The 24,851-nt window shown below is 61.0% G+C and carries 20 protein-coding genes and 1 pseudogene; 8 read left to right on the plus strand and 13 right to left on the minus strand.

Annotation, left to right across the window (positions count from 1 at the left end):
• The first annotated feature begins 63 nt into the window (after positions 1 to 63).
• A complete protein-coding gene (locus AW06_RS04520; protein ID WP_138678214.1) occupies positions 64 to 1,050 on the plus strand; it encodes an ankyrin repeat domain-containing protein in 987 nt (328 codons plus the stop codon).
• Here AW06_RS04520 and hemW read toward each other — a convergent pair.
• From hemW to AW06_RS04545, 5 genes are read right to left on the minus strand one after another with little or no spacing between them, the layout of a single operon-like run.
• Entirely contained in the window at positions 1,010 to 2,239 is a 1,230-nt protein-coding gene (gene hemW / locus AW06_RS04525; protein WP_046534893.1) for a radical SAM family heme chaperone HemW, read from the minus strand. The genes AW06_RS04520 and hemW overlap by 41 nt on opposite strands.
• Positions 2,240 to 2,259: 20 nt before the next feature.
• Complete coding sequence (gene rdgB / locus AW06_RS04530) at positions 2,260 to 2,865, minus strand: RdgB/HAM1 family non-canonical purine NTP pyrophosphatase (protein ID WP_034946206.1); 606 nt, start codon at positions 2,863 to 2,865, stop codon at positions 2,260 to 2,262.
• Positions 2,862 to 3,578 (minus strand): ribonuclease PH, encoded by a 717-nt coding sequence (gene rph / locus AW06_RS04535; RefSeq protein WP_034946209.1) that lies wholly within the window; start codon positions 3,576 to 3,578, stop codon positions 2,862 to 2,864. The genes rdgB and rph overlap by 4 nt, the downstream gene beginning before the upstream one ends.
• Before the next feature lie 8 nt (positions 3,579 to 3,586).
• Positions 3,587 to 4,516 (minus strand): PP2C family serine/threonine-protein phosphatase, encoded by a 930-nt coding sequence (locus tag AW06_RS04540; RefSeq protein ID WP_034946212.1) that lies wholly within the window; start codon positions 4,514 to 4,516, stop codon positions 3,587 to 3,589.
• Between the two features lie 6 nt (positions 4,517 to 4,522).
• Complete coding sequence (locus AW06_RS04545; protein WP_034946215.1) at positions 4,523 to 5,476, minus strand: serine/threonine-protein kinase; 954 nt, start codon at positions 5,474 to 5,476, stop codon at positions 4,523 to 4,525.
• A 103-nt stretch (positions 5,477 to 5,579) separates the two neighbouring features.
• On the opposite strand from AW06_RS04545, the gene AW06_RS04550 reads away from it, so the two are divergent.
• Positions 5,580 to 6,446 (plus strand): YicC/YloC family endoribonuclease, encoded by an 867-nt coding sequence (locus AW06_RS04550; RefSeq protein ID WP_034946218.1) that lies wholly within the window; start codon positions 5,580 to 5,582, stop codon positions 6,444 to 6,446.
• Between the two features lie 17 nt (positions 6,447 to 6,463).
• Here AW06_RS04550 and AW06_RS19885 read toward each other — a convergent pair.
• A pseudogene (locus tag AW06_RS19885) lies at positions 6,464 to 6,586 on the minus strand (DNA-binding response regulator); the annotation flags it as partial.
• 209 nt (positions 6,587 to 6,795) lie between these two features.
• Here AW06_RS19885 and AW06_RS04560 point away from each other — a divergent pair.
• The 6 genes from AW06_RS04560 (at position 6,796) to AW06_RS04585 (ending at position 13,882) form a co-directional block, all read left to right on the plus strand.
• Positions 6,796 to 8,046 carry a TolC family protein gene (locus AW06_RS04560; RefSeq protein ID WP_034946224.1) on the plus strand — a complete coding sequence of 417 codons (1,251 nt, stop codon included), beginning with the start codon at positions 6,796 to 6,798 and terminating at the stop codon, positions 8,044 to 8,046.
• Positions 8,043 to 8,612, plus strand: a complete 570-nt coding sequence (locus AW06_RS19890) for a hypothetical protein (protein ID WP_273704380.1) — start codon at positions 8,043 to 8,045, stop codon at positions 8,610 to 8,612. Before AW06_RS04560 ends, AW06_RS19890 begins: the two co-directional genes overlap by 4 nt.
• Positions 8,587 to 9,750, plus strand: coding sequence for an HlyD family efflux transporter periplasmic adaptor subunit (locus AW06_RS04570; protein ID WP_273704381.1), 1,164 nt, complete (start codon positions 8,587 to 8,589; stop codon positions 9,748 to 9,750). The genes AW06_RS19890 and AW06_RS04570 overlap by 26 nt, the downstream gene beginning before the upstream one ends.
• Before the next feature lies 1 nt (position 9,751).
• Complete coding sequence (locus AW06_RS04575; protein WP_034946226.1) at positions 9,752 to 12,856, plus strand: efflux RND transporter permease subunit; 3,105 nt, start codon at positions 9,752 to 9,754, stop codon at positions 12,854 to 12,856.
• A 27-nt stretch (positions 12,857 to 12,883) separates the two neighbouring features.
• Positions 12,884 to 13,339, plus strand: coding sequence for a hypothetical protein (locus AW06_RS04580; RefSeq protein WP_034946228.1), 456 nt, complete (start codon positions 12,884 to 12,886; stop codon positions 13,337 to 13,339).
• Positions 13,340 to 13,573: 234 nt separating this feature from the next.
• Positions 13,574 to 13,882: a DUF411 domain-containing protein gene (locus tag AW06_RS04585; protein ID WP_324545361.1), complete on the plus strand. Its 309-nt coding sequence runs from the start codon at positions 13,574 to 13,576 to the stop codon at positions 13,880 to 13,882.
• An 83-nt stretch (positions 13,883 to 13,965) separates the two neighbouring features.
• Here AW06_RS04585 and malQ read toward each other — a convergent pair whose 3' ends face one another.
• The 7 genes from malQ to AW06_RS04620 all read right to left on the minus strand — a co-directional run bounded on the left by malQ (position 13,966) and on the right by AW06_RS04620 (position 24,845).
• Complete coding sequence (gene malQ, locus AW06_RS04590; protein WP_034946230.1) at positions 13,966 to 15,495, minus strand: 4-alpha-glucanotransferase; 1,530 nt, start codon at positions 15,493 to 15,495, stop codon at positions 13,966 to 13,968.
• Positions 15,496 to 15,572: 77 nt separating this feature from the next.
• Positions 15,573 to 16,757: an acetate kinase gene (locus AW06_RS04595; protein ID WP_034946231.1), complete on the minus strand. Its 1,185-nt coding sequence runs from the start codon at positions 16,755 to 16,757 to the stop codon at positions 15,573 to 15,575.
• A 1-nt stretch (position 16,758) separates the two neighbouring features.
• A complete protein-coding gene (locus AW06_RS04600) occupies positions 16,759 to 18,171 on the minus strand; it encodes a bifunctional enoyl-CoA hydratase/phosphate acetyltransferase (protein ID WP_034946234.1) in 1,413 nt (470 codons plus the stop codon).
• A 135-nt stretch (positions 18,172 to 18,306) separates the two neighbouring features.
• Entirely contained in the window at positions 18,307 to 19,104 is a 798-nt protein-coding gene (gene fabI, locus AW06_RS04605; RefSeq protein WP_034946332.1) for an enoyl-ACP reductase FabI, read from the minus strand.
• 51 nt (positions 19,105 to 19,155) lie between these two features.
• Complete coding sequence (gene ppk2, locus AW06_RS04610; protein ID WP_034946334.1) at positions 19,156 to 19,995, minus strand: polyphosphate kinase 2; 840 nt, start codon at positions 19,993 to 19,995, stop codon at positions 19,156 to 19,158.
• Positions 19,996 to 20,227: 232 nt separating this feature from the next.
• Positions 20,228 to 21,646 carry an efflux transporter outer membrane subunit gene (locus AW06_RS04615; protein WP_034946237.1) on the minus strand — a complete coding sequence of 473 codons (1,419 nt, stop codon included), beginning with the start codon at positions 21,644 to 21,646 and terminating at the stop codon, positions 20,228 to 20,230.
• Positions 21,639 to 24,845, minus strand: coding sequence for a multidrug efflux RND transporter permease subunit (locus AW06_RS04620; RefSeq protein ID WP_034946240.1), 3,207 nt, complete (start codon positions 24,843 to 24,845; stop codon positions 21,639 to 21,641). Before AW06_RS04620 ends, AW06_RS04615 begins: the two co-directional genes overlap by 8 nt.
• Positions 24,846 to 24,851 lie beyond the last annotated feature (6 nt).

Here is a 24,851-nt window from a genome sequence, read left to right on the forward strand (position 1 = left end):
AAACCGTGCGGCAGGCACGGGTGTGGGGTTCTGCAAGGGTGTTCTGTCGAGTCGGAATGGAGAATGCGTGTGAAGCCTTTGATCAAGCCACTCGGTTGCTGGGCCTTGCTCCTGTGCTGCCTGCTGGCCGCGCCGGTGTCAGCCGAGGCATCGGTACCCGATCCCATCACGTTCGAATATGCCGTCGAGCGGGGTGATCTGCGAACCGTCAAACGCTGGCTCGACGAGGGCCTGAATCCGGAGTACCAGGCAGCTCACATTGGGACAGGTCTGATGGTCGCTGCCTGGTATGGCCAGATAGACATGATGGCACTGTTCGTCGAACGCGGTGCCGATTTGCGGCAAACCAATCGCCATGGTGAACAAGCGCTGCAACTGGCGGCCTGGGGTGGGCATCAGGAGGCCGTCAAATGGTTGCTCGATCGTGGTGCGCCGCTCGAACGTGTCGGCAACCAGTGGGGGGCACTGCACTACGCGGTCTTCAATGGCCACGAAAGGGTGGTCAGCGATCTGCTGGCGCGCGGTGCCAATGTCAATGCGCGCGCACCGAACGGGGCCACGCCGTTAATGATGGCGGCTCGTGAAGGCCATGAAAATCTGGCGCGAAGTTTGCTGGAAGCGGGGGCCAATCCGAAACTCCAGAGCGATTGGGGTGATTCGGCACTGACCATGGCCATGCGCTACGACCACCTGCGTCTGGCAAAAATGATTTCGTCGCCAGAGGAATTCGCGATTGCCGTCAAGGCACCGAAGGAGAGCTTTGGCGAAGCAACGCGCTCGGCTGCGGTCACGCCGACAATCGACGCCATCCTCAAGGAGATTCGTCTTGCGGAAGCCGAAGGACGGCCGAGCGAGGAGCTGCACAAGAAACTGCGTGCCGCGGTCAATGAACTGCGGGTCAGCGCGGTCCCGCTGGCGCAGCGGCCGATGCCGCGCCCCTATGTGCCGCGCTCGATGGTGATCACCGCTCGCCGCGCTCAACCTGGTGCCGAGCGCGCGCAGTTGGTCGTCACCCCGCGTCCGCCAGGAAACCCACCAGCAGGCGATTGAGAAAGCGCCTGCCGTGCTCGCTCGGGACAATGCGCTGCCGTTGGCGTTCGATCAGTCCTTCCTGCTCGGCCTGTCGCAGCTTGCCCTCGATGCTGAGCAGCGACAGCGCGGTCCGCGACTCGAAGATCTGTGCGTCGAAACCCTGCACCAGGCGCAACGCGTTGATCATGAACTCGAACGGCAAATCCGCGGCAGCGACGGCAAACTCTTCCTGCACCGGCATCCCGGCTGCAACCTGGGCCAGATACTGCTCCGGTCCTTTCCAGCGCATCTGGCGCAGAACGCGATCGTGCAGCGTCAGCTTGCCATGTGCTCCGGCACCAATTCCCAGATAGTCGCCAAAATGCCAGTAGTTGAGGTTATGCTGGCACTGCCGGCCAGGTATTGCGAAGGCCGAGGTTTCGTAGTGCAGGTAGCCGGCCGCTGCCAGCCTGGCTTCGATGGCGTCCTGCATGTCGGCACACAGGTCATCTTCGGGCAGCGCCGGTGGCCTGGCGGCGAAAGCGGTATTCGCTTCGATGGTCAGTTGATAGCAGGACAGGTGTGGTGGTGAAAACGCCAGCGCCGCGTCGAGGTCGGCGAGCGCCTCGGCCAGCGTCTGCCCGGGCAGGCCATACATCAGGTCGAGATTGAAATTGTCGAAATGGCGGGCGGCGATCGTGATCGCTCGCCGAGCTTCGTGATCGTCATGGATGCGGCCGAGCGCCTTGAGGTGCTGTGGATTGAAGCTCTGAATGCCAAGCGACAGGCGGTTGATCCCGGCGTCGCGAAAGGCTGCGAAGCGGGCCGCTTCAACGGTTCCCGGATTGGCTTCGAGCGTGATCTCGGCGCCCGGCAGGAAGGTCAGGCGGCTGCGCAGTGCGGCCAGGAGTTGATCGAGCCCCGCGCCCGAGAGCAGGCTGGGCGTCCCGCCGCCAAAAAAGAGGCTGTCGATACGGCGTCCCCAGACCAGCGGCAGCGCCGACTCAAGGTCTGCAACCAGGGCAGCCAGGTAGTCGCTTTCGGGGATCGCCGTCGGCGCCGTGCTGCTGCCCACCTGCAACGAATGCGAGTTGAAATCGCAGTAGGGGCACTTCTGCACGCACCAAGGAATGTGGACATAAAGAGAGAGTGGCGGCGGGCTGCGAAATCGCGGTTCGGGTTCCTTTATTGCCGCCAGGCGCGCCTGCGGCAATAAAGGAATGATCATCCGGCTTCGGCTACCCGGCATCAGCGTGGAAGTGAAAGTTGCGCGCGCGCTTGCAAGCGCTCGACGAGGCGGGCGAGCGCCTGACCACGGTGCGAACGGCGGTTCTTCTCGGCGGCGTCGAGTTCCGCCGCAGTCCGGTCCAGTTCGCGGATATAGAACAGCGGATCATAGCCAAAACCATCTTCACCGCGTGCTGCCGAGAGAATTTCGCCGTGCCATTCACCCTCTGCAATGATCGGTTGCGGATCGTCGGCGTGGCGAACAAAAACGATCAACGAAACGAAGTGAGCCATCCTCTGAGTGTTGTCGCCGAGTTCGAAGAGCAGCTTTTCATTGTTTCGGGAATCAGACCTGGGTTCGCCGGCGTAGCGGGCAGACTGTACGCCGGGAGCGCCGCCAAAAGCGTCGACACAGAGGCCCGAGTCGTCGGCCAGCGCTGGCAGGCCAGTCAGCCGTGACGCGTGGCGCGCCTTGGCCAGAGCATTCTCGACGAAGGTGCAATGCGGTTCTTCGGCCTCGGGAACTCCGAGTTCGCCCTGGGGAATGAGTTGCCAATCCAGTGGTGCGAGAATCGCGTCGAGTTCCTTGAGTTTCTTGGTATTGTTTGAAGCCAGAACAAGTTTCATGAGTGCAGGGCCGCTTTCTGCTGCGCCATCAGCTCACCGATGCCAGTCGCAGCGAGGTCCAGCAACTCGTCCATCTGTGTTCGCGTAAAGGGATTGCCTTCAGCGGTCCCCTGGATCTCGACGATGCCTTGCTGACCAGTCATCACCACGTTCATGTCGGTGTCGCAGTCGGCGTCCTCGGCGTAGTCGAGATCGAGAATCGCTGCGCCCTGATAGATCCCGACTGAAATCGCGGCTACTTGGTCACGCAGCGGGTTTTTGCTGATCTTGCCCTGGCTCAACAGATGCTCGCAGGCATCGTTGAGCGCCAGCCAGGCACCGGTGATCGCAGCGCAACGCGTGCCGCCGTCAGCCTGGAGGACGTCGCAGTCGAGCGTGATCTGGCGTTCGCCGAGCACTTTCAAATCGGTCACCGCACGCAGCGCGCGCCCGATCAGGCGCTGGATTTCCTGGGTGCGACCGCTTTGCTTGCCCTTCGCCGCCTCACGTCCAGTCCGTGTGTGCGTCGACCGCGGCAGCATGCCGTATTCGGCGGTGACCCAGCCCTGGCCGCGACCGCGCAGAAAGGGCGGTACCGACTCTTCGACGCTGGCAGTGCACAGGACGCGGGTATCGCCGATTTCGATCAGTACCGAGCCTTCGGCGTGGCGAGTGAAGCGGCGGGTGATCTGCACTTGGCGCAACTGTGATGCCTGACGTTTGCTGGAGCGCATGTGAGTCCCTATTTGGTGTACTTTTGGATGGTCGAGCGGATCTCTTCGATGGCGAGTTCGATCTCCTCTTCGGAGAGGTCAGTCTTGCCGCTCTGGTGGCGTCCGAATTCATCGATGATCTTGGTGACCGAGTCTTTCGGCATAGTCTTGGTGGAGATCAGGCTACTCGTCCCACTCCCGCCACTGCTCTCATCGCTGTAACTGTCTCCCCAGCGCACGGCGATCAACGACAGGTTGTCGGCGTGTGAACCACCGCGGATTTGCGCATCGTTAAGAAGCAGCGGCACGGCATAGGCCAGATCGGCGGTCTTCAGGGAGAGTGCCAGGGTACCGGCGGGTAGCACGCCCCATACACCATCCGTGCACAGCGCCAGGACATCGCCTGCTTCCAGGGTTGCCTTGCGGGAGTACTCGATCTCCGGTTTTTGCTGGCCACCCAGACAGCCGTAGATTTTGTGGCGGTCGGGGTGCCCGGCCATTTGTTCTTCGCTGATCACCCCTTGATCGAATAATTGTCGGACACGCGAGTGATCCCTGGTTTGCGCCAGCACCTTTCCGTTACGCAGCAGATATAGCCGTGAATCACCCGAGTGCACCCAGTACGCGATGTTATTCTGCACGATGCAGGCGACGCAGGTGGTACGCGGCGAGTCGACCAGATGATGCCTTTCGGCATAGTCGACGATGGCCCGGTGGGCGTTGATCATTCCCTTCTGCAGAAACAGAAAGGGGTCACGCATGCGTGGCCTGAATTCGCGCGTGAATGCCTCGGTCAGTGTCTGCACCGCGATTTGGGCTGCGACCTCACCATAATAGTGACCGCCCATGCCATCGGCGACGACCATCAGCAAGGCTTCCCGTGAGTAGCAGTAAGCCAGGCGGTCTTCGTTGTTGGCGCGCATGCCGGTACGACTTTCCTGGTAGATGCTGAATTTCATAATCCCCTAGGTCTTCTTGAATTTGCCGACTACCTGCCCCAGCCAGGAGTCCTTCTGCTGCGGGCTTGGAGGTGGCACGGAAGTGATGACCGGCTCGGTAAGCGCTTTCTGCAGCGCAAAAACGCTTTGCGGCCGGTACCGATGGTTCAGGCACAGACACCAGTCGATGGTTTCGAGCAATTGATCCGAGTATTGCCCTTCCCAGCGGACCATTGCGGGGATCATCCGATCCTTTTCGAGGCGATTATTGGCCGGTTGCGGTGTATTGCCGGAGATACAGGCATACATCGAGGCACCGACACTGTAAATGTCGCTCCATGGGCCGAGCAGGTCTCGCTGGCAGTAGTGTTCGGGAGAGGCAAAGCCGGGCGTATACATCGGCTTGAGCATCGGCGTGTCGGAAGCCAGCGTCTGGCGGGCCGCGCCGAAGTCGATCAGCACCGGGATGTGGCTGTTGCGCATGTAGATGTTCGACGGTTTGAGGTCGAGGTGCAGCAGCCGGTGCGCGTGCACCTCGCGCAGGCCGTTGAGCATCTTGGTGAATACATTGCGAATGAAGTTCTCGGTGATCCCTGCACGATTCTTCTGGATCAGCTCCTGCAGAGTATGGCCGCTTTCATACTCCATCACCATGTAGACCGTATCGTTGGCACGAAAAAAATTCAGAACGCGGATGACGTTAGGGTGGGAAAGCGCGGCCAGTGCCCGGCCTTCCTCGAAAAAGCATTTCATGCCGTAGCGAAAAGCCGGCAGATGATCTTCAGTGATGACCGGAGAGGTCTGCCCCTCACTGCGCAAGGCCAGAGTATTGGGCAGGTACTCCTTGATGGCGACGCGCCTCCCTTGTGCATCGGTAGCCACGTAGACAATTGAAAAACCTCCCATCGACAGTTGATGCTCGATGGAATATTCATCAAGTTGGAAACCGGCGGGAAGGGGGTGGTTCGCTTGTTGCACCATCCGTGTCAGGGCTATCATTCACATGTTTTCCCATTGTCCGGTTTTTTGCGGTGAACTGTAAAGCCGGTTGCTCATTCAGAGTCGTTTAAGTGTCAGGATTGCAATGATTTATAGCATGACCGGCTATGCTGCCAGAACGCGCACCGTCAGCGGCGGAGAATTGCACATTGAACTTAAAAGTGTCAATTCCCGCTACCTGGATTGCCAATTTCGAGTTTGTGACGAATTGCGCATCGTCGAACCGGCGTTGCGGGAACTGATCGGCATGCGCGTTCGCCGCGGCAAACTCGAATGTCGGGTCAGCTTTATTCCGGAAAGAGGGAATGCGCAACAGCTTTGCCTGAATGCCGACCTGCTTGAACGCCTCAGGTCGTTCGACACCCATATTCGCAGCATCTTGCCCATGGCTGCTCCGCTGAGCGTCAGCGACATCCTGAACTGGCCGGCGATTTTCGGTGATGACAGCGTCGATGTCGAGACCGCACTTCCGGCCTGCCTGACGTTGGCAGGCGAGGCTCTCGACGATTTCACGGCGAGTCGGGCACGCGAGGGAGAAAAACTCGCGGCGGTGATTCTTGAAAAGCTTGGCCACATGCGCGCCTTGGCGCGCGAAGTAGAGCCACGCATTCCAGTGGCGCAGGCGTTGTTCAACGAGAAGCTCAGACAGCGCTTGCTGGATGCCGTGCAATGGGTCGACGATGAACGAATCCGTCAGGAAGTCGCCGTTTTCGCTGCACGTATCGACGTCGCTGAGGAACTGGCGCGCTTGTCGACTCATCTCGACGAGGTCGAGCGGGTGCTCAAGGCCGGCGGTGCGAGCGGCAAACGCCTCGATTTTCTGATGCAGGAACTCAATCGCGAAGCCAATACGCTCGGTTCAAAATCTCTCATCGCGGAAGTTTCGCAGACCGCGATCGAGTTCAAGCTGCTGATCGAACAGATGCGTGAACAGGTGCAGAACCTGGAATGAGCTGATTCTTGTGGTGACAGCGCGAGATGCAGTCCGTCGAGGCCGTCACGCGCCAGGTCGACGACGAACCCGGCCTCGGCCAACCATTGTCTCAGATAATCCCCGGTTTTGATCTCGTCTTCAACCACCAGTATCTTCATGTGCATTCTCCCGTGTTGCGATTTGCGCCATTCTGCGCTGGCAACATTGGGCACTTTCTCAAGATTACAGAAATGTAATTTGGTGGTCAGCATGGCGTTAGGTAAGGTTACGCAGAATTCGCTCATCGTCGAACAGGAGCGAATGCTGTGGAAACTCATACTCAAAATGCGAGCCGTCGCGTACTCCTGCCGCTCTTTTCGCAGCAAACATGAAAACCATCGTCTCCCGACAACTGAGGCTGGTGGCGGTTTGCACCACCGGGCTGCTCGTTGGTCTTTCCGTGCAGGCGGCAGAAACGCCGAAATCCGGACTGGCGACAGCCGTGGAACAGGCTTGGCGCTTGAATCCCCAAGCTGCGGGATTGGATGCCCGCGAGGCCGAAGCGCGTGCTGCGCAGGATGTCGCGGCCGGACTGACACCCGAGCCCGGCTCGGTCAGCATCGGTAGCCTGAATGACCGGCTCAACCGCAATCAGGGCAAGCAGGAATACGATGTCGAACTGGCGGTGCCGCTGTGGCTGCCCGGCCAGAGAGCAGCGCGTGAAGCCGAGACGGCGAGCCGCGTCGAAGAAGCCGTTGCCAGACGAGCCGCCGTGCGTCTGGATGTCGGCGGCGAATTGCGGGAGGCGTGGTGGACGTTGGCAGCGGCACGCAGTGCCAAGATGTTGGCGGCACGGCGCCTGGAAACTGCCCGTGCTCTGGAAACCAATGTCATGCGTCGCTACAAGGTCGGCGAACTGTCCCGCATCGACGCTAATTTGGCGCAAACAGAAACCCATGTTGCCAATGCCGATCTGATCGAGGCGGAGGCAACCCTGCTCCAGGCTGAGCAGGCCGTGCAAACCCTTATCGGTTCTCCGGCCCCGAAGGATTTGGACGAAGAGTCGCCGACAATGCGACGACTGATCGATGACGTCGGAAATTCAGCCGAATCCCATCCCTTGTTGGCTGCTACCGCTGCCTCCGCGCGCAGCGCCCGAGCGCGTGTCCAGGTCGCGAATGAGTCGTTTCGCGCGGCGCCGGAGCTGACGCTGCGAGTCGTACGCGAGCGCGGCGACTTCGCTGAGTCCTATTCCAACAGCGTAGGAATCAAGCTCAAGATCCCGTTCTCGTCCGGTTCGCAAGTGCGTCGGGAAACATCGGCGGCACAGGCTGAGGCGAACCAGGCCGATGCCGACCTGCTACGTACCCAGACCCGGGTCCGGCTCGACGCCGAGCGCGCACAGCGCAATTTACAGGCAACGGAGCGCCAACTGGCCATGGCACAGGAGCGCCGCCAGCTTTCCGCCGAGAACCTGCGTCTCGCCGAGAAAGCCTTTTCGCTGGGCGAATTCGATCTGGCGACCTTGCTGCGCATTCGAGCTGCCGCCTTCGATGCCGATGCCTATTTTGACCGCCAGCGCGTGGCTCGCGCTGCCGCGATATCACGTTGGAACCAAGCTCTGGGAGTGTTGCCGTGAAGCATGTGAAGAAGATTTTTCTTGTGACGCTCGTCGCTTTGTCTTTGCCCGTCTGGGCAGGTGGGGACAGTAGCGATGGGCACAGCCACGGGGCGCCAGTACCTCTCCCGGTCAGTCAGGGCGTCACGCCACGTGCCACCGCAGCGACCGAGGAATTCGAGATTGTCATCTCACTCGAGGGCAAGAAGATGGTAGTGCATGTGGATCGTTTCGCCAGCAATGAACCAGTGATACAGGCCAAGGTAGAAATTGAGGGTGCGAGGCTGAAGAGTGTGGCCAGCGAAACCACACCCGGAACCTATGTGCTCGATGTTGCCCCGCCCCTGCCGCTGGCCAAGCACCCATTGACCATCAGCGTCGAGGCCGGCGACAGTGTCGATCTCCTTACCGCTACACTGGATACCTCCGTTTCCGCGACCAATGAGGTGCATGCCCACGGCTGGAGCGAGTGGGTCGTCTTGGGGATTTCCGGAGCGCTGCTTTTGGTCACTGGAATATTGTTTGCCGCACGGTGCCACAAGCGTGCCAAGAAGGGATTTGATGATGCGCAAGATCGAATTGCATAATAGGCTGGTGGTTGCACTGGCATTGGGTATGCTCACGGGAACAGCCTTGGGGCACGGCGACGAAGATCACAGCCAGGACGCCAAGAAGAAGGCGCCTGCCGCCGTGTCAGCTGAAGGAACATTGGGAACAGCGGGGGGGGCTGCAGCGCTGCAGCGACTGGCCGACGGCAGCCTGTTCGTGCCGAAGCCGGTGCAACGTCAGCTTGGTCTGCGCACCCAGCTGGTGCGCATCGCCGAACTGGCGGCGACGGTTGAAATGAATGGTCGGGTCATTCCCGATCCGGAAACCAGCGGGCGGGTGCAGGCCATGTTCGCCGGCAGCGTGATTCCCGGCCCGAAAGGCATGCCGACAGCCGGAAGGAAGATCGCCAAGGGCGAAGTCCTGGCCTACCTGCGCCCGATCAGTGGCACCATCGAACGTGGCAACCAGAAAGCAAGTCTTGCCGAACTCGAAGCCCAGCTGGCCATCGCCGAGGGCAAGGTGAAACGTTTTGAGCAGCTTGAAGGCGCCGTGCCGCAAAAAGAGATTGACGCAGCGCGCATTGAACACACAGCGTTACAGCAGCGGCGGGCATATGTCCGGGCGAGCATCGACTCCGCCGAACAGCTCGTGGCACCGGCATCGGGCATCGTCAGCGCCTCGCACCACTTGCTGGCCGGGCAGGTGGTCGATGCCAAGGAAGTGCTATTCGAGATCGTCGATCCCGCCCGCCTCGCCGTGGAGGCGCTGGCTTACGATGTCGGTATCGCCAAGACACTAGTTTCCGCCAGCGCCTTGGCAGATCAAACTGCGCTGGATCTCAAGTTTGTCGGTGGCGGCCAGCAACTGCGCGAGCAGGCCTTGCCCCTGCTATTTCGCATCACCAATCCTAACGCGGCAGTGGCCGTTGGTCAGCCGGTCAAGGTGATCGTCCGTATCGACAAAGGTGTCAAGGGCGCGACCGTGCCCCGGGCGGCACTGACCAAAGTCGGCGCTGGCGAGACGGCGGTTTGGGTCCATACCGAGGCAGAGCGCTTTGTTGCCCGCCGGATTCGTCACCAGTCGCTCGATGCAGCCAACGTCGCCATCCTCGACGGCCTGCATGACGGTGACCGCGTGGTGACGATCGGCGCCGGACTGCTCTCGCAAGTACGCTGACATGTTCGACTACATTATTCATGCTGCCCTCAAGCAGCGGATGATTGTTCTTGGCATCTCGCTGCTGATGATCATCTATGGCGCGATCACGCTGCGACAGATGCCGGTCGACGTTTTCCCCGACCTTAACAAGCCGACCGTTACCCTGATGACCGAGGCTGGCGGCATGGCACCGGAGGAAGTCGAGCAACTGGTCACCTTCCCGGTTGAGTCGAGCATGAACGGCATGCCGGGCGTAACACGCATCCGCTCGGTGTCGGGCATCGGCCTGTCGATCATCTACGTCGAGTTCGAATGGGGCTCGGACATCTACCGTAACCGCCAGCAGATTGCCGAACGCCTGAATCTGGTGCGCGAAGCCCTGCCTCCCGGTATCGTGCCGCAGCTCGGTCCGCTCTCGTCGATCATGGGCGAGATTCTGCTGATCGCGCTACCAGCCGATCCCGACAAGATCAGTCCGATGGTCGTCCGCGAATATGCGGACTGGGTGGTGCGCCCGCGCCTGTTGACCATTCCCGGCGTCGCCCAGGTCATTCCGATCGGCGGCGAAGTGCGGCAATACCGCATCGAAATCAAACCGGCGCAGCTCCAGGCGCTCGGCATCGAGCGGGAGAAATTGGAAACTGCCCTGAAGGACTTTGGCGCCAACACTAGTGGCGGCTTTCTCGAAGCCCAGGGACGCGAATGGCTGATCCGTCAGATTGGTCGCAGTTCGCGGATCGAAGACTTGCAGAATCTTGTCGTGACGGTCAAGAACGGCCAGTCGATCCTGCTCAAGCAGGTGGCGGACGTGAAGTTCGCTCCGGCCATCAAGCGTGGCGAAGGCAGTTACAAGGGCAAGCCGGCAGTGATCCTGTCGGTGCAGAAGCAGCCGGCTGCCGACAGCGTCAAGCTGACCAGAGAGGTCGAGAAAGCGATGGCCGAACTCGGCAAGAGCTTGCCCAAGGGCTTTGACGCGCCGTCCTTCCTGTTCAAGCAGGCCGACTTCATCGAGCATTCGGTAAACAACGTTGAAGAGGCATTGCGCGATGGCGCCATCCTGGTGGCTGTAATCCTCTTCATGTTCCTGCTTAACGTGCGTACCACGCTGATTTCGCTGATGGCGATTCCGGTGTCGCTACTGGCAACGGCGCTTGTCTTCCATTACTTCGGCCTGTCGATCAACACCATGACGCTGGGCGGTCTGGCCATCGCCATCGGCGAACTGGTGGATGACGCAGTAGTCGGCGTGGAGAACGTGTTGCGGCGCCTGAAGCTGAACCGAACCGCTGATTCCCCGCTCCCGGTGGCGGAGGTTATCGCCGCTGCCACGCTGGAAGTACGTTCCGCCATCGTCTATGCGACGGTAATCATCGTCCTAGTGTTCGTGCCCCTGTTCGTATTGCCGGGCATCGAGGGGCGGTTGTTCAGCCCGCTCGGCATTGCCTACATCGTCTCGATTCTCGCCAGCATGATCGTTTCGGTGACGCTGACGCCGGTGATGGCCTATTACCTCCTGCCGCGGATGAAGCAGCACCACGCTGGCGACAGCCCGCTGGTAATTTGGCTCAAGCGTTGGGATGCGAAGCTTCTTCACTGGTCATTCGGTCATGCGCGCAGCCTGCTGGCCGGGGCCGTCGCTCTGGTCATCATCGTCGCGGCAAGCGTTTCCTTCTTTCCGCGCTCCTTTCTGCCGCCGTTCAACGAAGGCACGCTGACGGTCAATGTCCTGCTTAATCCAGGAACCTCGCTCGCCGAATCCAACAGCATCGCCACCCTGGCAGAGCAACTGGTGATGCAAGTGCCCGAGGTGACGCAGGTCGGACGCCGTACCGGCCGCGCAGAACTGGATGAGCATGCCGAAGGCGTGCACTACACTGAGATGGATGTGGATCTCAAGGCGTCCGAGCGTAACCGCGAGCAGATCATCGCTGACATCCGGCAGCGTCTTGCCAGCCTGCCAGCCGCCTCCAACGTCGGCCAGCCGATTTCGCATCGCCTTGATCACCTGCTTTCCGGCGTGCGCGCCCAGATCGCCCTGAAGATTTACGGCGACGATCTCGATACCCTGCGCGGACTGGCGGCCGAGATGCGCGATCGGTTGGCGCGGATCCCCGGTGTGACTGATCTACAGATCGAAAAGCAGGTTCTGATCCCGCAGATCAAGATTCGCCTCGACTACGAGCAGGCAGCACGCTACGGCGTGGCGCCCGGCAACCTGCTGCGTGGGCTGGAACAAATGATCGAGGGCGAAAAAATCACCCAGATCATCGAAGGCAACCGTCGCTTCGACCTGCTGGTGCGTTTGCCGGAGTCCGCGCGCGGGCCGCAGGCATTGGCTGATCTGCTGATCGAGACGCCAATCGGCTACGTGCCCTTGTCCAAGATCGCCAGCGTCGAGGAAAGCGACGGTCCTAATCAGGTCAGCCGCGAAAACTCGCGCAGGCGTATCGTACTCGCAGCCAACACCGACGGCGGCGACATGTCGAAGGTGATCGCCGATATCCGCGCCGAGCTGGCCGCCAAACCCTTGCCCGAGGGCTATTTCACCACGCTCGAAGGTCAGTTCCAGGCGCAGGAGCAGGCGGCCAAGCTGATCACTTTGCTCGCGTTGGTGTCGCTGACGATGATCTTTATGGTGCTCTACAGCCGCTACCGCTCGATGGCGCTGACCTTGATCATCATGGGAAATATTCCGCTGGCGCTGATCGGCAGTGTGATCGCCCTGTGGATTTCCGGGCAGCCGCTGTCGGTGGCGGCGCTGGTCGGCTTCATCACGCTGACGGGCATCGCCACTCGCAACGGCATTCTCAAGATCAGTCATTACATCAACCTCTGCGCTCTCGAAGGCGAAACCTTCGGCCAGCACATGATCGTGCGCGGGTCGCTCGAACGCCTCACCCCGGTGCTGATGACTGCGCTGGTGGCCGCCTTCGCGCTCATGCCGCTGCTGCTCTCTGCCGACGCACCGGGCAAGGAAGTACTGCACCCGGTGGCGGTAGTGATCTTCGGCGGCTTGGTCAGCTCGACCTTGCTCGATACCCTGCTGACCCCGGTGATGTTCTGGCTGTGGGGGAAACGCCCCATGGATAGTCTGCTGGCCAGCCAGGAAAAAGAAAGTTTCTGACCCGTTCCACCCACCAAGGAGAGTTTCATGAAGAAAGCCCTGTTCCTGATTGCCGCCGCCAGTGCATTTGGTTTGGCGGGCCCGACGTTACTTGCCCATACCGATGATGTCCTGGAAACCCAGAAAGCGCCCAACGGTGGCCAGTTGCGCATGGCCGGCGTCTATCATTACGAACTGGTGGTCGCCAAGGACAGCAAGGAAGCGAAGGACAACGCGGTCGTCGTGTATGTCACCGATCACGACGGTAAGAAAGTTGCGACCAGCGGCGCAAGCGGCACGGCAACCATCCTGGCCGGCAAGGCCAAGGCGACCGCGACACTTGCGCCTGATGGCGATAACCGGCTCAAGGGGATGGCCAAGTACCTGTCGGCGCCGGACATGAAAGTCGTCGTGTCGATCACTGTTCCGGGCAAAGCGGCCGAACAGGCGCGCTTTACCCCGCTGGCTGCCGCGAAGGATGGGCACACGGATCACAAGCATTGATGTGGTAGGCCACCCGCTCAGGCGACAGCAAGAGGATGGCGCAGATAACAAAAATGTAATTTCCGGGTCAGCTTCCTGTCGGGATGAATAGGGAACACTGTTTCCATCCGAATAACCGAGGAATTCCATCATGAAGCTCAACCGAAATGCGCTGCTATTGATCTCTGTTCTTGGCGCTTCTGCCGCCATGGCGCAAGCCACGGTGGTCGAGGTATTCAAGAGACCGTACTGCGGGTGCTGTGGCAAATGGGTTGTGAGCATGTGCGGCAGAACGGCTTCGACGTCAAGGCGCATGACGTGGAGGACGTTTCGGCTATGAGGCAGAAGCTGGGCATGCCGGATCGGCTGGGCTCCTGCCATATCGCCAAGATCGCCGGGTATGTCGTCGATGGCCACGTTCCAACCGCCGACATCCAGCGCTTGCTGAAGGAAAAACCGAAGGCCCTCGGTCTGTCGGTTCCCTCCATGCTGCCCGGTTCATCAGGGATGGAAAGTTCGAAGCCGATTCCCTATCAGCCGCTGCTGGTCCAAGCAGATGGGTAGACGCGCGTCTTTGTCCAGCATTGAACAATGCGGCTCGTTCGACGTTCCATCTTGCAGTGCGAGGTTCAGGGGGGTTGGCGCGCTCAACCCGGCTTTCGTCCGTATAGACGTGTCAGTTCGGCAAGGCGCCTGGCATGCGAATCATCGACCTGCCGCCAGCTGAAGCGCCACTCCCAGGACCCCTCGCCGAGGCCCGGTGCGTTCATGCGGTGCGTCGAATCGAGGCCGAGCACGTCCTGCATGGGAATGACGCACAGCGAGGCAACCGAGGAACAGGCAAGGCGGATCAGTTGCCAGTGTATTTCTTCGCTGCTGTCGTCGCCGATGCCCAGGTAGGAGCGCACATAGTCCTGCTCCGGATGACCGAGCGATTCCCACCAGCCGCGGCTGGTGTCGTTGTCATGGGTGCCCGTATAGACCACCGTGTTGGCTTCGTAGTTGTGAGGAAGGTAGGGATTCTTGGCGTTGCCGTCGAAGGCAAACTGCAGGATACGCATGCCGGGCAGACCGATCGCCAGGCGCAGGGCATCGACTGCTGGGGTGATGATTCCGAGATCCTCGGCGATGATCCGCAACCGACCTTGCGCGTCGCTCAGCTCGCGGCGCATGGCGTTGAACACGGCTTCGCCCGGGCCTGGCCGCCAAGTCCCGTTCACGGCCGTCTCGGCTGCGGCGGGAATTTCCCAGAATGACTCGAAACCGCGAAAATGGTCTATACGCACGACGTCGCAAAGCTTCATCGTTTGCCGCATCCGCTCGACCCACCAGCGATAATCTTCAGCCGCGTGTGCCGACCAGCGGTACAGCGGGTTGCCCCAGCGCTGTCCGGTGGCGCTGAAGTAATCCGGGGGCACACCGGCCACCACGCGTGGATATCCTTTCCTGTCGAGGTCGAATAGCTGTCGATTAGCCCACACATCGGCACTGTGCGCGGCGACGAAGATCGGCAGGTCGCCGACGAGTTCGATGTGACGAGCATTGGCATAGTGCTTGAGTGCCGACCATTGATCGAAAAAGCGCCACTGGCAGAACTTCCAGAAATCGATTTCTTCGGCGAGCTGGGAGCGGGCTTCACAGAGCGCTGTCGGCTGGCGTTTAGCCAGCGGCGCAGGCCAATCCTGCCACATTCGGCCATCACCGCCGTGGGTGATATCGAGTGCCATGAACAGCGCGTAGTCGTCAAGCCAGCCGCGCGCAGTATTACAGAAGCCTTCGTAAGCCAGGCGCTGACCAACGCTCTGGTGGCTGAAGAAGTGTTTGGCGGCGCGTCGCAGGTGGGCAATCCGGAAGCGCCGTACTGCGTCGTAATCGACCCGCCCCGCAGGAAAATTGGGGACCGACTTGAGATCGGCCTCGGTGATCCAGCCGGCGTCGCGTAACTGGCACAGATCGATCAGCAGTTCATTGCCGGCAAAAGCTGAAGGGCTGATGTACGGCGAGTTGCCTGGCCCAACACTGCCGAGTGGCAGCACCTGCCACACCGACTGCCCGGCGCCAACCAGCCAGTCGACGAAATGATACGCCGCCGGGCCGAGGTCGCCTGAGCCATGCGGCCCCGGCAAAGAGGTGGGATGCAGGAGAATGCCGTTATGGCGAGGAAGTGATGTGATCATGCGAGTCCTTTGTCTCGACTGAGTTAGGGGAGGGGTTCAAATATGACTTCAATCCGTGCCTGCCTGGCGAGGGTTGATCACAGGGCGAGGAGCTTGCAGGTATGGCGCGCGATCATCAGTTCTTCGTTGGTCGGTACCACCCATGCCGATACCCTGCTACCAGCGCTGCTGATGCGGGCGCTTCCCTGTTCATTCGCTGCCAGGTCGAGGTCGATGCCCAGCCATTGCGCCTGCTCACAGACGAGTTGCCGGATGCGGGCGCTGTTCTCGCCGATGCCGGCGGTAAACACCAGGGCGTCGAGGCCGCCGAGGACAGCCGCGAGCGCGCCGAGTTCGCGCTTGATGCGGTAGATGAAGTGGTCGATCGCCAGACTAGCGCGCGGTGCATCGCTGGCCAACAGAACGCGCATGTCATTGCCGATGCCGGACAGGCCGAGCAGGCCGGAGCGCTTGTAGAGCAGGTCTTCGATCTCTTTCGCCGAGAGGCCGTCCTGCTGCAGTAGGTAGAGGACGATTCCGGGGTCCATGTTGCCTGGTCGGGTACCCATCATCAAGCCGTCGAGTGCGGTGAAGCCCATCGAACTACCGACACTGCGACCGTTGAGCAGCGCGCACATGCTCGCACCGCTGCCGAGATGCGCCACCACGACCCGCCCGCTGGCGATTTCGGGCGCGATCGTTGGCAGGGTTGCGGCAATGTACTCGTAGGACAAGCCATGAAAACCGTAACGCCGGATACCCCGCTCGTAGTATTCGTAGGGCAGACCATATAGCTGTCCAACCATATCCTGTGTGCGGTGAAAGGCGGTATCGAAGCAGGCCACCTGTGGCAACTCCGGTTGCACGGCCTGCACCGCGCGGATGGCGGCGAGATTGTGCGGCTGGTGCAAGGGCGCGAGCGGCACGAAAGCCGCGAGCGCATCCATCGCCTCTGGAGTAACCAGGAGCGGGGCTGAATAATCCGGACCACCGTGCACCACGCGGTGGCCGACACCGGCCAGAACCTGTCCCGCAAAGCGGGAACGCAGGAGTGTGGCGATTTCCTGCAGAGCCTGGGCATGATTCGCTACCTGGCTGTTTGGCCAGCATTCATCGGCGATGCTCTGGCCCTTGCCATCTTTTGCTTTCAGTCGCGGGGCCGTGCCGAGACCTTCCACTTGGCCAACTGCCCTGACGCGCATTTCACCCGTGTCTTGCAGCTCGAAAACCGAGAACTTCAGGCTTGACGAGCCGGCGTTGATGACCAGAATCACCTTTTCCATTTCAGCCTCCGCTCTTCGTCAAACCATCCACCATTGGCACGCTGGCCATCAGGCAGGCGATCGCGCAGGAGGCCAGCTTGGTCCGTTTATTGTCGGCACGGCTGGTCAGGATGATTGGCACACGCGCGCCGAGAACGATGCCGGCGCCGTCGGCATGACTCATGAAGGTGAGTTGCTTGGCGAGGATGTTGCCGGCCGCGAGATCGGGGACGACCAGGATGTCCGGATCGCCAGCCACCTGGGAGTCGATTTTCTTTATCCGCGCAGCTTCCTTGCTGATGGCGTTGTCGAGTGCCAGCGGACCATCGAGAATGGCGCCCGCGATCTGGCCGCGGTCGGCCATCTTGCACAGTGAAGCGGCGTCGGTGGTGCACGCCATCCGGGAATTGATCGTTTCGATTGCGCAGATGATCGCCACCTTGGGGCGGGCAATGCCGAGGACATGCGCCAGATCGATCGCGTTCTGGCAGATGTCGCGCTTGGTGTCGAGATCGGGAGAAATGTTGATCGCCGCATCAGTGACGATCAATGGCTTGTGGTAGGTCGGCACGTCCATCAGGAAGGCGTGCGTGATGCGCCGTTCGGTGCGTAGGCCGGTTTCCCGGCTGACCACCTCAGTCATCAGTTCGTCGGTATGCAGGCTGCCCTTCATCAGCGCTGCGGCCTGTCCGAGGCGGACCAGTTCAACGGCACGGAAGGCCGCAGCATGGCTGTGCGGCACGTCTTCAAGGCGGATGCCGGTGAGATCGAAACCCCGTTGTACGGCAAGCATACGGATGCGCGCCAGCGGACCCACCAGGATGGCCTCGATCAGGCCCTCGCGGGTGGCTTCAAGGGCAGCGCCAAGAGAAGATTCGTCGCAGGGATGCACTACTGCGACGGCTACCGGAGGTAGTTGCCGACAGCGCCCGACGAAATTCTCGAGGTTGTCATGGCTCTGGATAGATACCTGCGCAGCGTCCGGACGCTCCATGGTGATTCTCACCTTGGGCGCAATCACGCGGGCAGTACCGGTCATCACCGTCTCGCCGCGGGCATTGATGCAGCGGCAGTCAAAAGTAACGAGACGGGTTTCGGCATGCTTCTCACGCACCGTGATGCTCAGCGTGATCTGTTCGCCGATGGTGACCGGCGCGTGGAACTCAAGATCCTGCCCAGCGTACACTGTGCCCGGGCCGGGGAGCTGATTACCGAGCAGTCCGGAGACCTGGGCGCCCAACCACATGCTGTGTGCGCTCAGATCGCCGGGGCCGAGCTGTTTATCCAGCTCGGAGTCGAGGTGGGTCGGACTGATCTCGCCTGAAACCGCAGCGAAAAGCTGCACGTCCTGCAAGGTCAGCGTATGTCGGATACTCGCCGTATCGCCGATGAGGATGTCGTCGAAACAGCGGTTCTGGAGGATTTCCGGGCTCATCTGTGTGCTCTTTGCGCTGGAGGGTAGAGGCGAGAGGGGCGAGCCAATTCGGTTCCGAGGTCGGCAGTGTGCAGCCTGTGGCCCGCCCTGATAAGGTTCAAATCTGTTGTGTGCAGCGAGTGCGCTGCCGCACGATTAACCCATGATGTTGTAACCGCCGTCCATATAGAGAACCTCACCGGTGACGATCGAGGCGAAATCACACGCCAGTGCGGCCGTCGCAAGTCCAACCTGATCGGGGGTAACCAGTTTTCCGGTCGGCGCCTTTTCCTTGGTCTTGGCCAGGAGTTCGTCGAAGCGATCGATTCCTGATGCCGCCCGGGTCATGACCGGTCCCGGCGAGATGACGTTGACGCGGATGCCTTTCGGCCCCAGCTCCGCAGCCAGGTAGCGGGCAGCCGACTCCAGCGCTGCCTTAGCTGGTCCCATGATCCCGTAGTGCGGGACGACCTTCTCGCCACCGAAGTAACTCATCGTGAAAATGCTGCCACCTTCCTTCTCCATCAGCGGCTCGGCCAGATGCGCAACGCGCAGCAACGAGTGCACCGAGATGTCCATTGCCATCAGGAAACCGTCCCGCGAGCAGTCGACAACCCGGCCATGCAGGTCTTCCATGGGCGCAAAGGCGATTGAATGCAGAACGACGTGCAGCTTGCCCCATTTCTGCTCAATGGTCTCGAAAACTGCCTCGAGCTGGCCCGGTTGACGCACGTCGCACGGCAAGTAAAGCGCGTCGTCAACGCCCAGTGCCTGAGCGAGTTCGCCAGTGTAGCGCTTCGTTTTGTCGTTCAGGTAGGTAATCGACAGATCCGCTCCGCAGGCTCGGAAGGCGCGCGCGCAGCCATGGGCGATGGAGTCCTTGTTGGCGATGCCGATGACCAGCGCCTTCCTGCCAGCGAGCGGCCTTTGAGGAATCCCGACCGGCTGTAGCATTGGGCCATCTGAACCTTTGTATGGTTCGGTCATCGCTATCTCCTGTCGGCGTCAGTAAACTTCCGGGACATACTTGAGCGTCAGCTTGACTTCCTGGTAATCGCCCGGTTTCTGCCGTTTGGGCAGGGTGATCTTCGGCTGCTTGACTACTTTGTAAGGAATGCTGCTCAGGATGTGCTTGATGATGTTCAGGCGCACACGCTTTTTGTCGTTGGAGCGTGCAACGAACCACGGAGCCCATTCCGTATCGGTCTGCTTGAACATGTCGTCACGGGCGCGCGAGTAGTCGTACCAGTGGCTGTAGGACTTGAGGTCCATGGGCGAGAGCTTCCATTGCTTGCGCGGATCGGTGATGCGCGCTTCGAGGCGGCGTGTTTGCTCATCCATATCGACTTCCAGCCAGTACTTGAGCAGAATGATATTGTTGAGTCCAGAAACCATCAGCTTTTCGAACAGGGGTGCCCCCTTGAGGAAAGCCTCCACCTGTTCTTCACTGGCGAAGCCCATGACGCGCTCGACACCAGCGCGGTTGTACCAGCTCCGGTCGAAAATCACGACCTCACCGGCGGCCGGTAGGTGCGGCAGGTAGCGCTGCACGTACATCTGACTCTTTTCGCGCTCGGTTGGCGCCGGCAGGGCAACGACCCGGAAGACGCGCGGGCTGACGCGGCCGGTGATGGCCTTGATCGTACCACCCTTGCCGGCGCCGTCACGGCCTTCGAAGACGATCACCACCTTGAGGCCCTGCTGGATCACCCAAGACTGGAGATGGACCAGTTCGGCCTCGAGCTTTTCGAGTTCCTTCAGGTAGGTGCGGTTGGACATCTTCTTCGCTGGCTGTTCGGCGGCGGCCGTCTCGGGCGTTGCGCTCTCGGTCGACTCCTTCGACATGTCGGCATTGATCATTGTCCCGATCCCGGCTTTCCTTCCTTGTTTACGCTTCTTGCTCATCGTTCGCTCCTTTCAAGGTATCCATCTGCGAATGCTGCTGCACTGCCAACCGTCCGGCCCGGCCGCGAGGCCAGCGGCAAACTGCAGGGCTGCCAACGGCGGCGGCGCGTTGTCCGTCACCTGGCTTGACGAACGCCCATCCGGCGCGGCACGGCGGCGCCCGGATGGGTTCTCATTGTGCACCAGTCGTGTTCGCCACCTTCTCAGCCTCGCTCACCCAGCCACCGCCCATGGCCAAATAAAGATTGATCAGGGACTGAAACTCTATTTGCTGCGTCTGCGTGTACTGCAGCTGAACATTGAACAGGCTGCGTTCGGCATCGAGCACCTCGATGTAGCTGGTATAGCCGTTGTCGTAGCGCAGGCGGGCGGTGGCGGCGTATTGCTGCAGCGCCTCGACCTGGCGCCGCTGCGCCTTGAGCTGCTCGCGGGTCCGGTTCTGGCTGATCAGCGCGTCGTTGACTTCGCGGAAAGCCTCCTGAATGGCCTTCTGGTAGGCAAACAGCGCCTGTTGCTGCTGCGCCTCGGCGGCCTGTACCTGACCGGCAATCGCGCCAGCGGTGAAAATCGGCATCGTGATCGGTGCGCCGTAACTCCAGACCTTGCTTTGGCTGTCGAAGAGATTGCTCAGGCTCGTGCTGGCGTAACCGAAGAGGCCAGTGAGCGAGATGGTCGGGAAGTAGGCCGCCTTGGCGGCGCCGATCAGCGCATTGGCAGCGATCAGGTCCTGCTCCGTGCGCCGGATGTCGGGCCTGCGTTCAAGCAGATCCGACGGCAAGCCGGCGGGGATTGCCGGTAGCGTGAGATGGTCAATGTCCTTGCCGCGCGGTATCGGGCCGGGGTTGCGACCGAGCAGCACGCTCAGCCCGTTTTCCTGCTGGGCGATCGCTTTTTCGAGCGGTGGGATGGTCGCCAGTGCTTCCTCGTATTGCGATCGGTTCTGGCTCAGTTCGAGCACCGAAATGATGCCCCCCTCGAAGCGCAGTTTGAAGATCTCGTACGACTCACCGCGGCTCTTGGCCGTTGCCCTGGCAATTTCCAGTTGGCGATCGAGGTCGCGCAGGTTGATATAGGCGCCGGCAACGCTGCCGACGAGCGACAGGATGACACCGCGCCGGCCTTCCTCGCTGGCCAGGAGTTGGGCACGTGCCGCTTCCGTCTGGCGGCGGATGCGGCCCCAGATGTCGATCTCCCAACTGGCGTTCAACACCGCGTTATAGCTGTTGTAGGTCTCGTCGCCACCGGCGCCGACCACCACGGCGCTGACGTCTCGCTGCCGGCGGACTTCATAGCCGGCGCCCACCTGCGGGAAGAGGCCGGAGCGAACGATGCCGTAGTTGCCGGCAAACTGATCAACCCGCGCGGCAGCGATCATCAGGTCCTTGTTCTCGTGCAGCGCCGTCGCCACCAGATCGTTGAGCACTGGGTCGCCCAGTTGCTCCCACCAGACGGTATTGGCGAGGTCGCGGGCGTCCTGTTCACTGAGGCGCCAAGCCGTTGGCGTCTCTACCGGCGGGCGGACGTAGTCGGGGCCGACCATGCAACCGCTGGCCAGCAGCGCCAGCAATGTCACGAGCAGTGGCTTACGCATGACGATCGTCCTCCTTTTCCACCGGCTTTGCGGGCGCCTCGAGTTTTTCGGCCACGCCGTCGCTGGCCGGGTGACTGCGCACTCCGGTTTCTCCCTTATGACTGATCTTCTCGACGATGAAAAACGTCACCGGAATGATGAAGATGGCCAGGCAGGTAGCCGCCAGCATGCCGCCGATCACCGCGCTGCCCATGACCTGCCGCGAAAGGGCGCCAGCGCCACTGGCGATGGCCAGCGGCACGCAGCCGAGGATGAAGGCGAAGGAAGTCATCAGAATCGGCCGCAGGCGAAGTTGCGCGCCCTTGAGCGTTGCCTCGGCGAGCGACAGCTCGCCTTTCTCATACTCCATCTTGGCGAATTCGACGATCAGGATCGCGTTCTTTGCCGCCAGGCCGATCAGCATCACCAGGCCGATCTGCGCATAGACGTTGAGTTCCTGGGCGCGCAACAACAGCGCGAAGAAGGCGCCAGCGACGGCGATCGGGGTACCCAGCAGCACCGAGAAAGGCAGCGACCAACTCTCGTACTGGGCCGCCAGGATCAGGAAGACGCAGAGCAGCGAGAAGCCAAAGATGACGGCTGGTGAGACGCCCTGCTGGGCCTTCTGCTCCTGGAACGACATACCGGAATAATCGTAGCCCATTTCGCTGGGCATCGTCTCGGCGAAGACTTGCTCGAGCGCCCGCATGACCTGTACAGAACTGTAGCCGGGCGCCGCCGAGGCGTTGATCTGGGCGCTGCGATAAAGATTGTAACGCATCGTGAATTCTGGACCGGCGACATTACGGATCGATGTCAGCGCCGACAGCGGCACCGCCTCGCCCTTGTTGTTGCGCACGTAGAACTGGCCAACATTCTCGATGTTGGTGCGATAGTCGCCCTCGGCCTGAACATACACCTGCCACTGGCGGCCGAAGCGGTTGAAGTAGTTGATGAAGCCGCTGCCCAGGAAGCTCTGCAGCGTCTTGTACACGTCGCTGAGGATGACGCCCTGTTTGAGCACCTTGTCTTGATCGACGTCGATGAAGAGCTGCGGAACGGTTGGCCGGAAGGTGGTCGAAACACTGGCCAGCTCCGGGCGCTTCCGCGCGGCTTCGATGAACTTGCTGGTATTCTCCGCGAGGAAGGCGATGTCCTTGCCGGCACGGTCCTGGAGAATGAAGGTGGCACCGCCCGAGGTGCCGACCCCCTGGATTGCCGGTGGCGGGAACGCAAAAGCGATGGCGCTCGGGATACTGGCAAGCCGCTTCGTCAGCTCCGCCTTGATCGCGGTGTACTGCTCCTCGGGCTGTTTGCGATCTGCCCAGTTCTTGAGGGTGATGAAGAAGAAGGCGCTGTAGGTATTGGTCACCTGGCTCAGCATGCTGTAGCCGATGACGGTGGACGTGTATTGGACGCCCGGCACCTTCATGATCAGATCTTCCGCTTGCGCGGCAATTTCCGACGTACGCTGCAGCGATGACGCATCGGGGAGTTGGACAGCTGCAAAGACGTAACCCTGGTCTTCGTCCGGGAGGAAGCCGGCGGGGACAAGCTTGCCGAAGAAACCGGCGCCGACGGTGACGGCCACCAGAAAGAGAAGACTGATCAGGCTTCGGCGGATGGCGATCCGGCAAATGCCGACATAGCCCCCTGTAATGCGGCCAAACACCCCGTTGAACCAGTCGTAGAACTTCTGCACTGGCCCGCTGCCTTTGACCTTGGGTCTGAGCAGCATCGCGCAGAGTGCAGGGCTCAGGGTCAGCGCGTTGAACGCCGAGATGATCACAGAGATGGCGATGGTGACGGCGAACTGCTGGTAGAGCTGGCCCGTGATCCCCGGAATGAAGGCGGTCGGCACGAAAACCGCCGCCAGAATGACGGCAATGGCGATCACTGGACCGGTAACCTCTTCCATGGCCCGGAGTGTCGCGTCCTTCGGTGACAGGCCGTGCTCGATGTGGTGCTCGACGGCTTCGACCACGACGATGGCATCGTCCACCACCAGGCCGATCGCCAGCACCAGACCGAACAGCGAAAGCGTGTTGATCGAGAAGCCGAACATCGGGAACAGCATGAAGGTGCCGACCAGCGATACCGGTACCGCTAGCAAGGGAATCAGCGTTGCCCGCCAACCCTGCAGGAAGACGAAGACGACGATCATTACCAGTACCAGCGCCTCGAACAGCGTATGCTTGATTTCCTTGATCCCTTCCGTAACCGATAGCGTCGTGTCGAGGGCGACAACGTAGTCCAGGTCAGGCGGGAAACTTTGCTTGATCTTCTCCATCAGCTGCTTGGCGCCGTCCGCGGCCTGCAGCGCATTGGCACCAGGCATCTGGTAGAGGGCGATGAGGGCAGCCGGCTTGCCGTTGAGCCGGCCCTGCTGGCTATAGTTCTGGGCGCCAAGTTCGATGCGGGCAACATCGCCGACGCGCACGACCGAGCCGTCTGGGTTGGCGCGCAGCACGATGCGGCCGAACTCCTCGGTGCTCTGCAGGCGACCCTGCGCGCGCACCGCGTAGGTGAACTCCTGGCCCCGCGGAACCGGCTCGGCACCAATCGTTCCGGCCGGATTGACGGTGTTCTGCGTATTGACGGCGTTGATGATCTCCGGGATCGTGATGTTCAGCTTGGCCAACTGGTCGGGCTTGACCCACAGCCGCATCGCATACTGGCCGGCACCGAAGACGGAGACGCTGGCGATTCCCTTGACCCGCGTCATCTGGTCATTGATATTGATATAGGCATAGTTGGCGAGGAAGATGTTGTCGTAGGTGCCGTTCGGCGAGTAGAGCGCGAACATGATCAGCGGCGACGAGGTCGACTTGGCGACAGTGACGCCGTAGTTGCGCACGTCCGACGGCAGTTGCGACTCGGCCTGGCCTTCGCGCATCTGGGCGAGCAACTGGTCGGTGTTGGCGTCGGTGCCCAGTGCGAAGTTGACGTACAGCGTGGACTGGCCGTTATTGGCATTGATCGAATACATGTAGTCCATGTTGTCGACGCCGGACATCTGCTGCTCGATCGGGGTGGCTACGGCCTGCTCGACGGTCAGCGCATCGGCGCCGGTGTACGTGCTGCTGACCTGAATCTGCGGTGGCACGATGTTTGGGAACTGGGCGGTCGGCAGCCCGGCCATGGCGACCAGACCGACGATGGTCATCAGGATCGAGATGACCATGGCCACGATCGGCCGATTGATGAAGAACTTTGACATGGCCGC

This window comes from Candidatus Accumulibacter cognatus, assembly GCF_000584975.1.
GTDB classification, from domain to species: domain Bacteria; phylum Pseudomonadota; class Gammaproteobacteria; order Burkholderiales; family Rhodocyclaceae; genus Accumulibacter; species Accumulibacter cognatus.

Excerpts from the sequence above, each read along its gene's own strand:
- AW06_RS04615 (WP_034946237.1), bottom strand. The coding sequence starts at position 21,646 with ATGCGTAAGCCACTGCTCGTGACATTGCTGGCGCTGCTGGCCAGCGGT.
- AW06_RS04595 (WP_034946231.1), bottom strand. The coding sequence starts at position 16,757 with ATGGAAAAGGTGATTCTGGTCATCAACGCCGGCTCGTCAAGCCTGAAG.
- hemW (WP_046534893.1), bottom strand. The coding sequence starts at position 2,239 with ATGATCATTCCTTTATTGCCGCAGGCGCGCCTGGCGGCAATAAAGGAA.
- rdgB (WP_034946206.1), bottom strand. The coding sequence starts at position 2,865 with ATGAAACTTGTTCTGGCTTCAAACAATACCAAGAAACTCAAGGAACTC.
- AW06_RS04575 (WP_034946226.1), top strand. The coding sequence starts at position 9,752 with ATGTTCGACTACATTATTCATGCTGCCCTCAAGCAGCGGATGATTGTT.
- AW06_RS04550 (WP_034946218.1), top strand. The coding sequence starts at position 5,580 with ATGATTTATAGCATGACCGGCTATGCTGCCAGAACGCGCACCGTCAGC.
- AW06_RS04540 (WP_034946212.1), bottom strand. The coding sequence starts at position 4,516 with ATGAAATTCAGCATCTACCAGGAAAGTCGTACCGGCATGCGCGCCAAC.
- malQ (WP_034946230.1), bottom strand. The coding sequence starts at position 15,495 with ATGATCACATCACTTCCTCGCCATAACGGCATTCTCCTGCATCCCACC.
- rph (WP_034946209.1), bottom strand. The coding sequence starts at position 3,578 with ATGCGCTCCAGCAAACGTCAGGCATCACAGTTGCGCCAAGTGCAGATC.
- AW06_RS04545 (WP_034946215.1), bottom strand. The coding sequence starts at position 5,476 with ATGGTGCAACAAGCGAACCACCCCCTTCCCGCCGGTTTCCAACTTGAT.
- AW06_RS04600 (WP_034946234.1), bottom strand. The coding sequence starts at position 18,171 with ATGAGCCCGGAAATCCTCCAGAACCGCTGTTTCGACGACATCCTCATC.
- fabI (WP_034946332.1), bottom strand. The coding sequence starts at position 19,104 with ATGCTACAGCCGGTCGGGATTCCTCAAAGGCCGCTCGCTGGCAGGAAG.
- AW06_RS04620 (WP_034946240.1), bottom strand. The coding sequence starts at position 24,845 with ATGTCAAAGTTCTTCATCAATCGGCCGATCGTGGCCATGGTCATCTCG.
- ppk2 (WP_034946334.1), bottom strand. The coding sequence starts at position 19,995 with ATGTCGAAGGAGTCGACCGAGAGCGCAACGCCCGAGACGGCCGCCGCC.
- AW06_RS04580 (WP_034946228.1), top strand. The coding sequence starts at position 12,884 with ATGAAGAAAGCCCTGTTCCTGATTGCCGCCGCCAGTGCATTTGGTTTG.
- AW06_RS04570 (WP_273704381.1), top strand. The coding sequence starts at position 8,587 with ATGATGCGCAAGATCGAATTGCATAATAGGCTGGTGGTTGCACTGGCA.
- AW06_RS04520 (WP_138678214.1), top strand. The coding sequence starts at position 64 with ATGCGTGTGAAGCCTTTGATCAAGCCACTCGGTTGCTGGGCCTTGCTC.
- AW06_RS04560 (WP_034946224.1), top strand. The coding sequence starts at position 6,796 with ATGAAAACCATCGTCTCCCGACAACTGAGGCTGGTGGCGGTTTGCACC.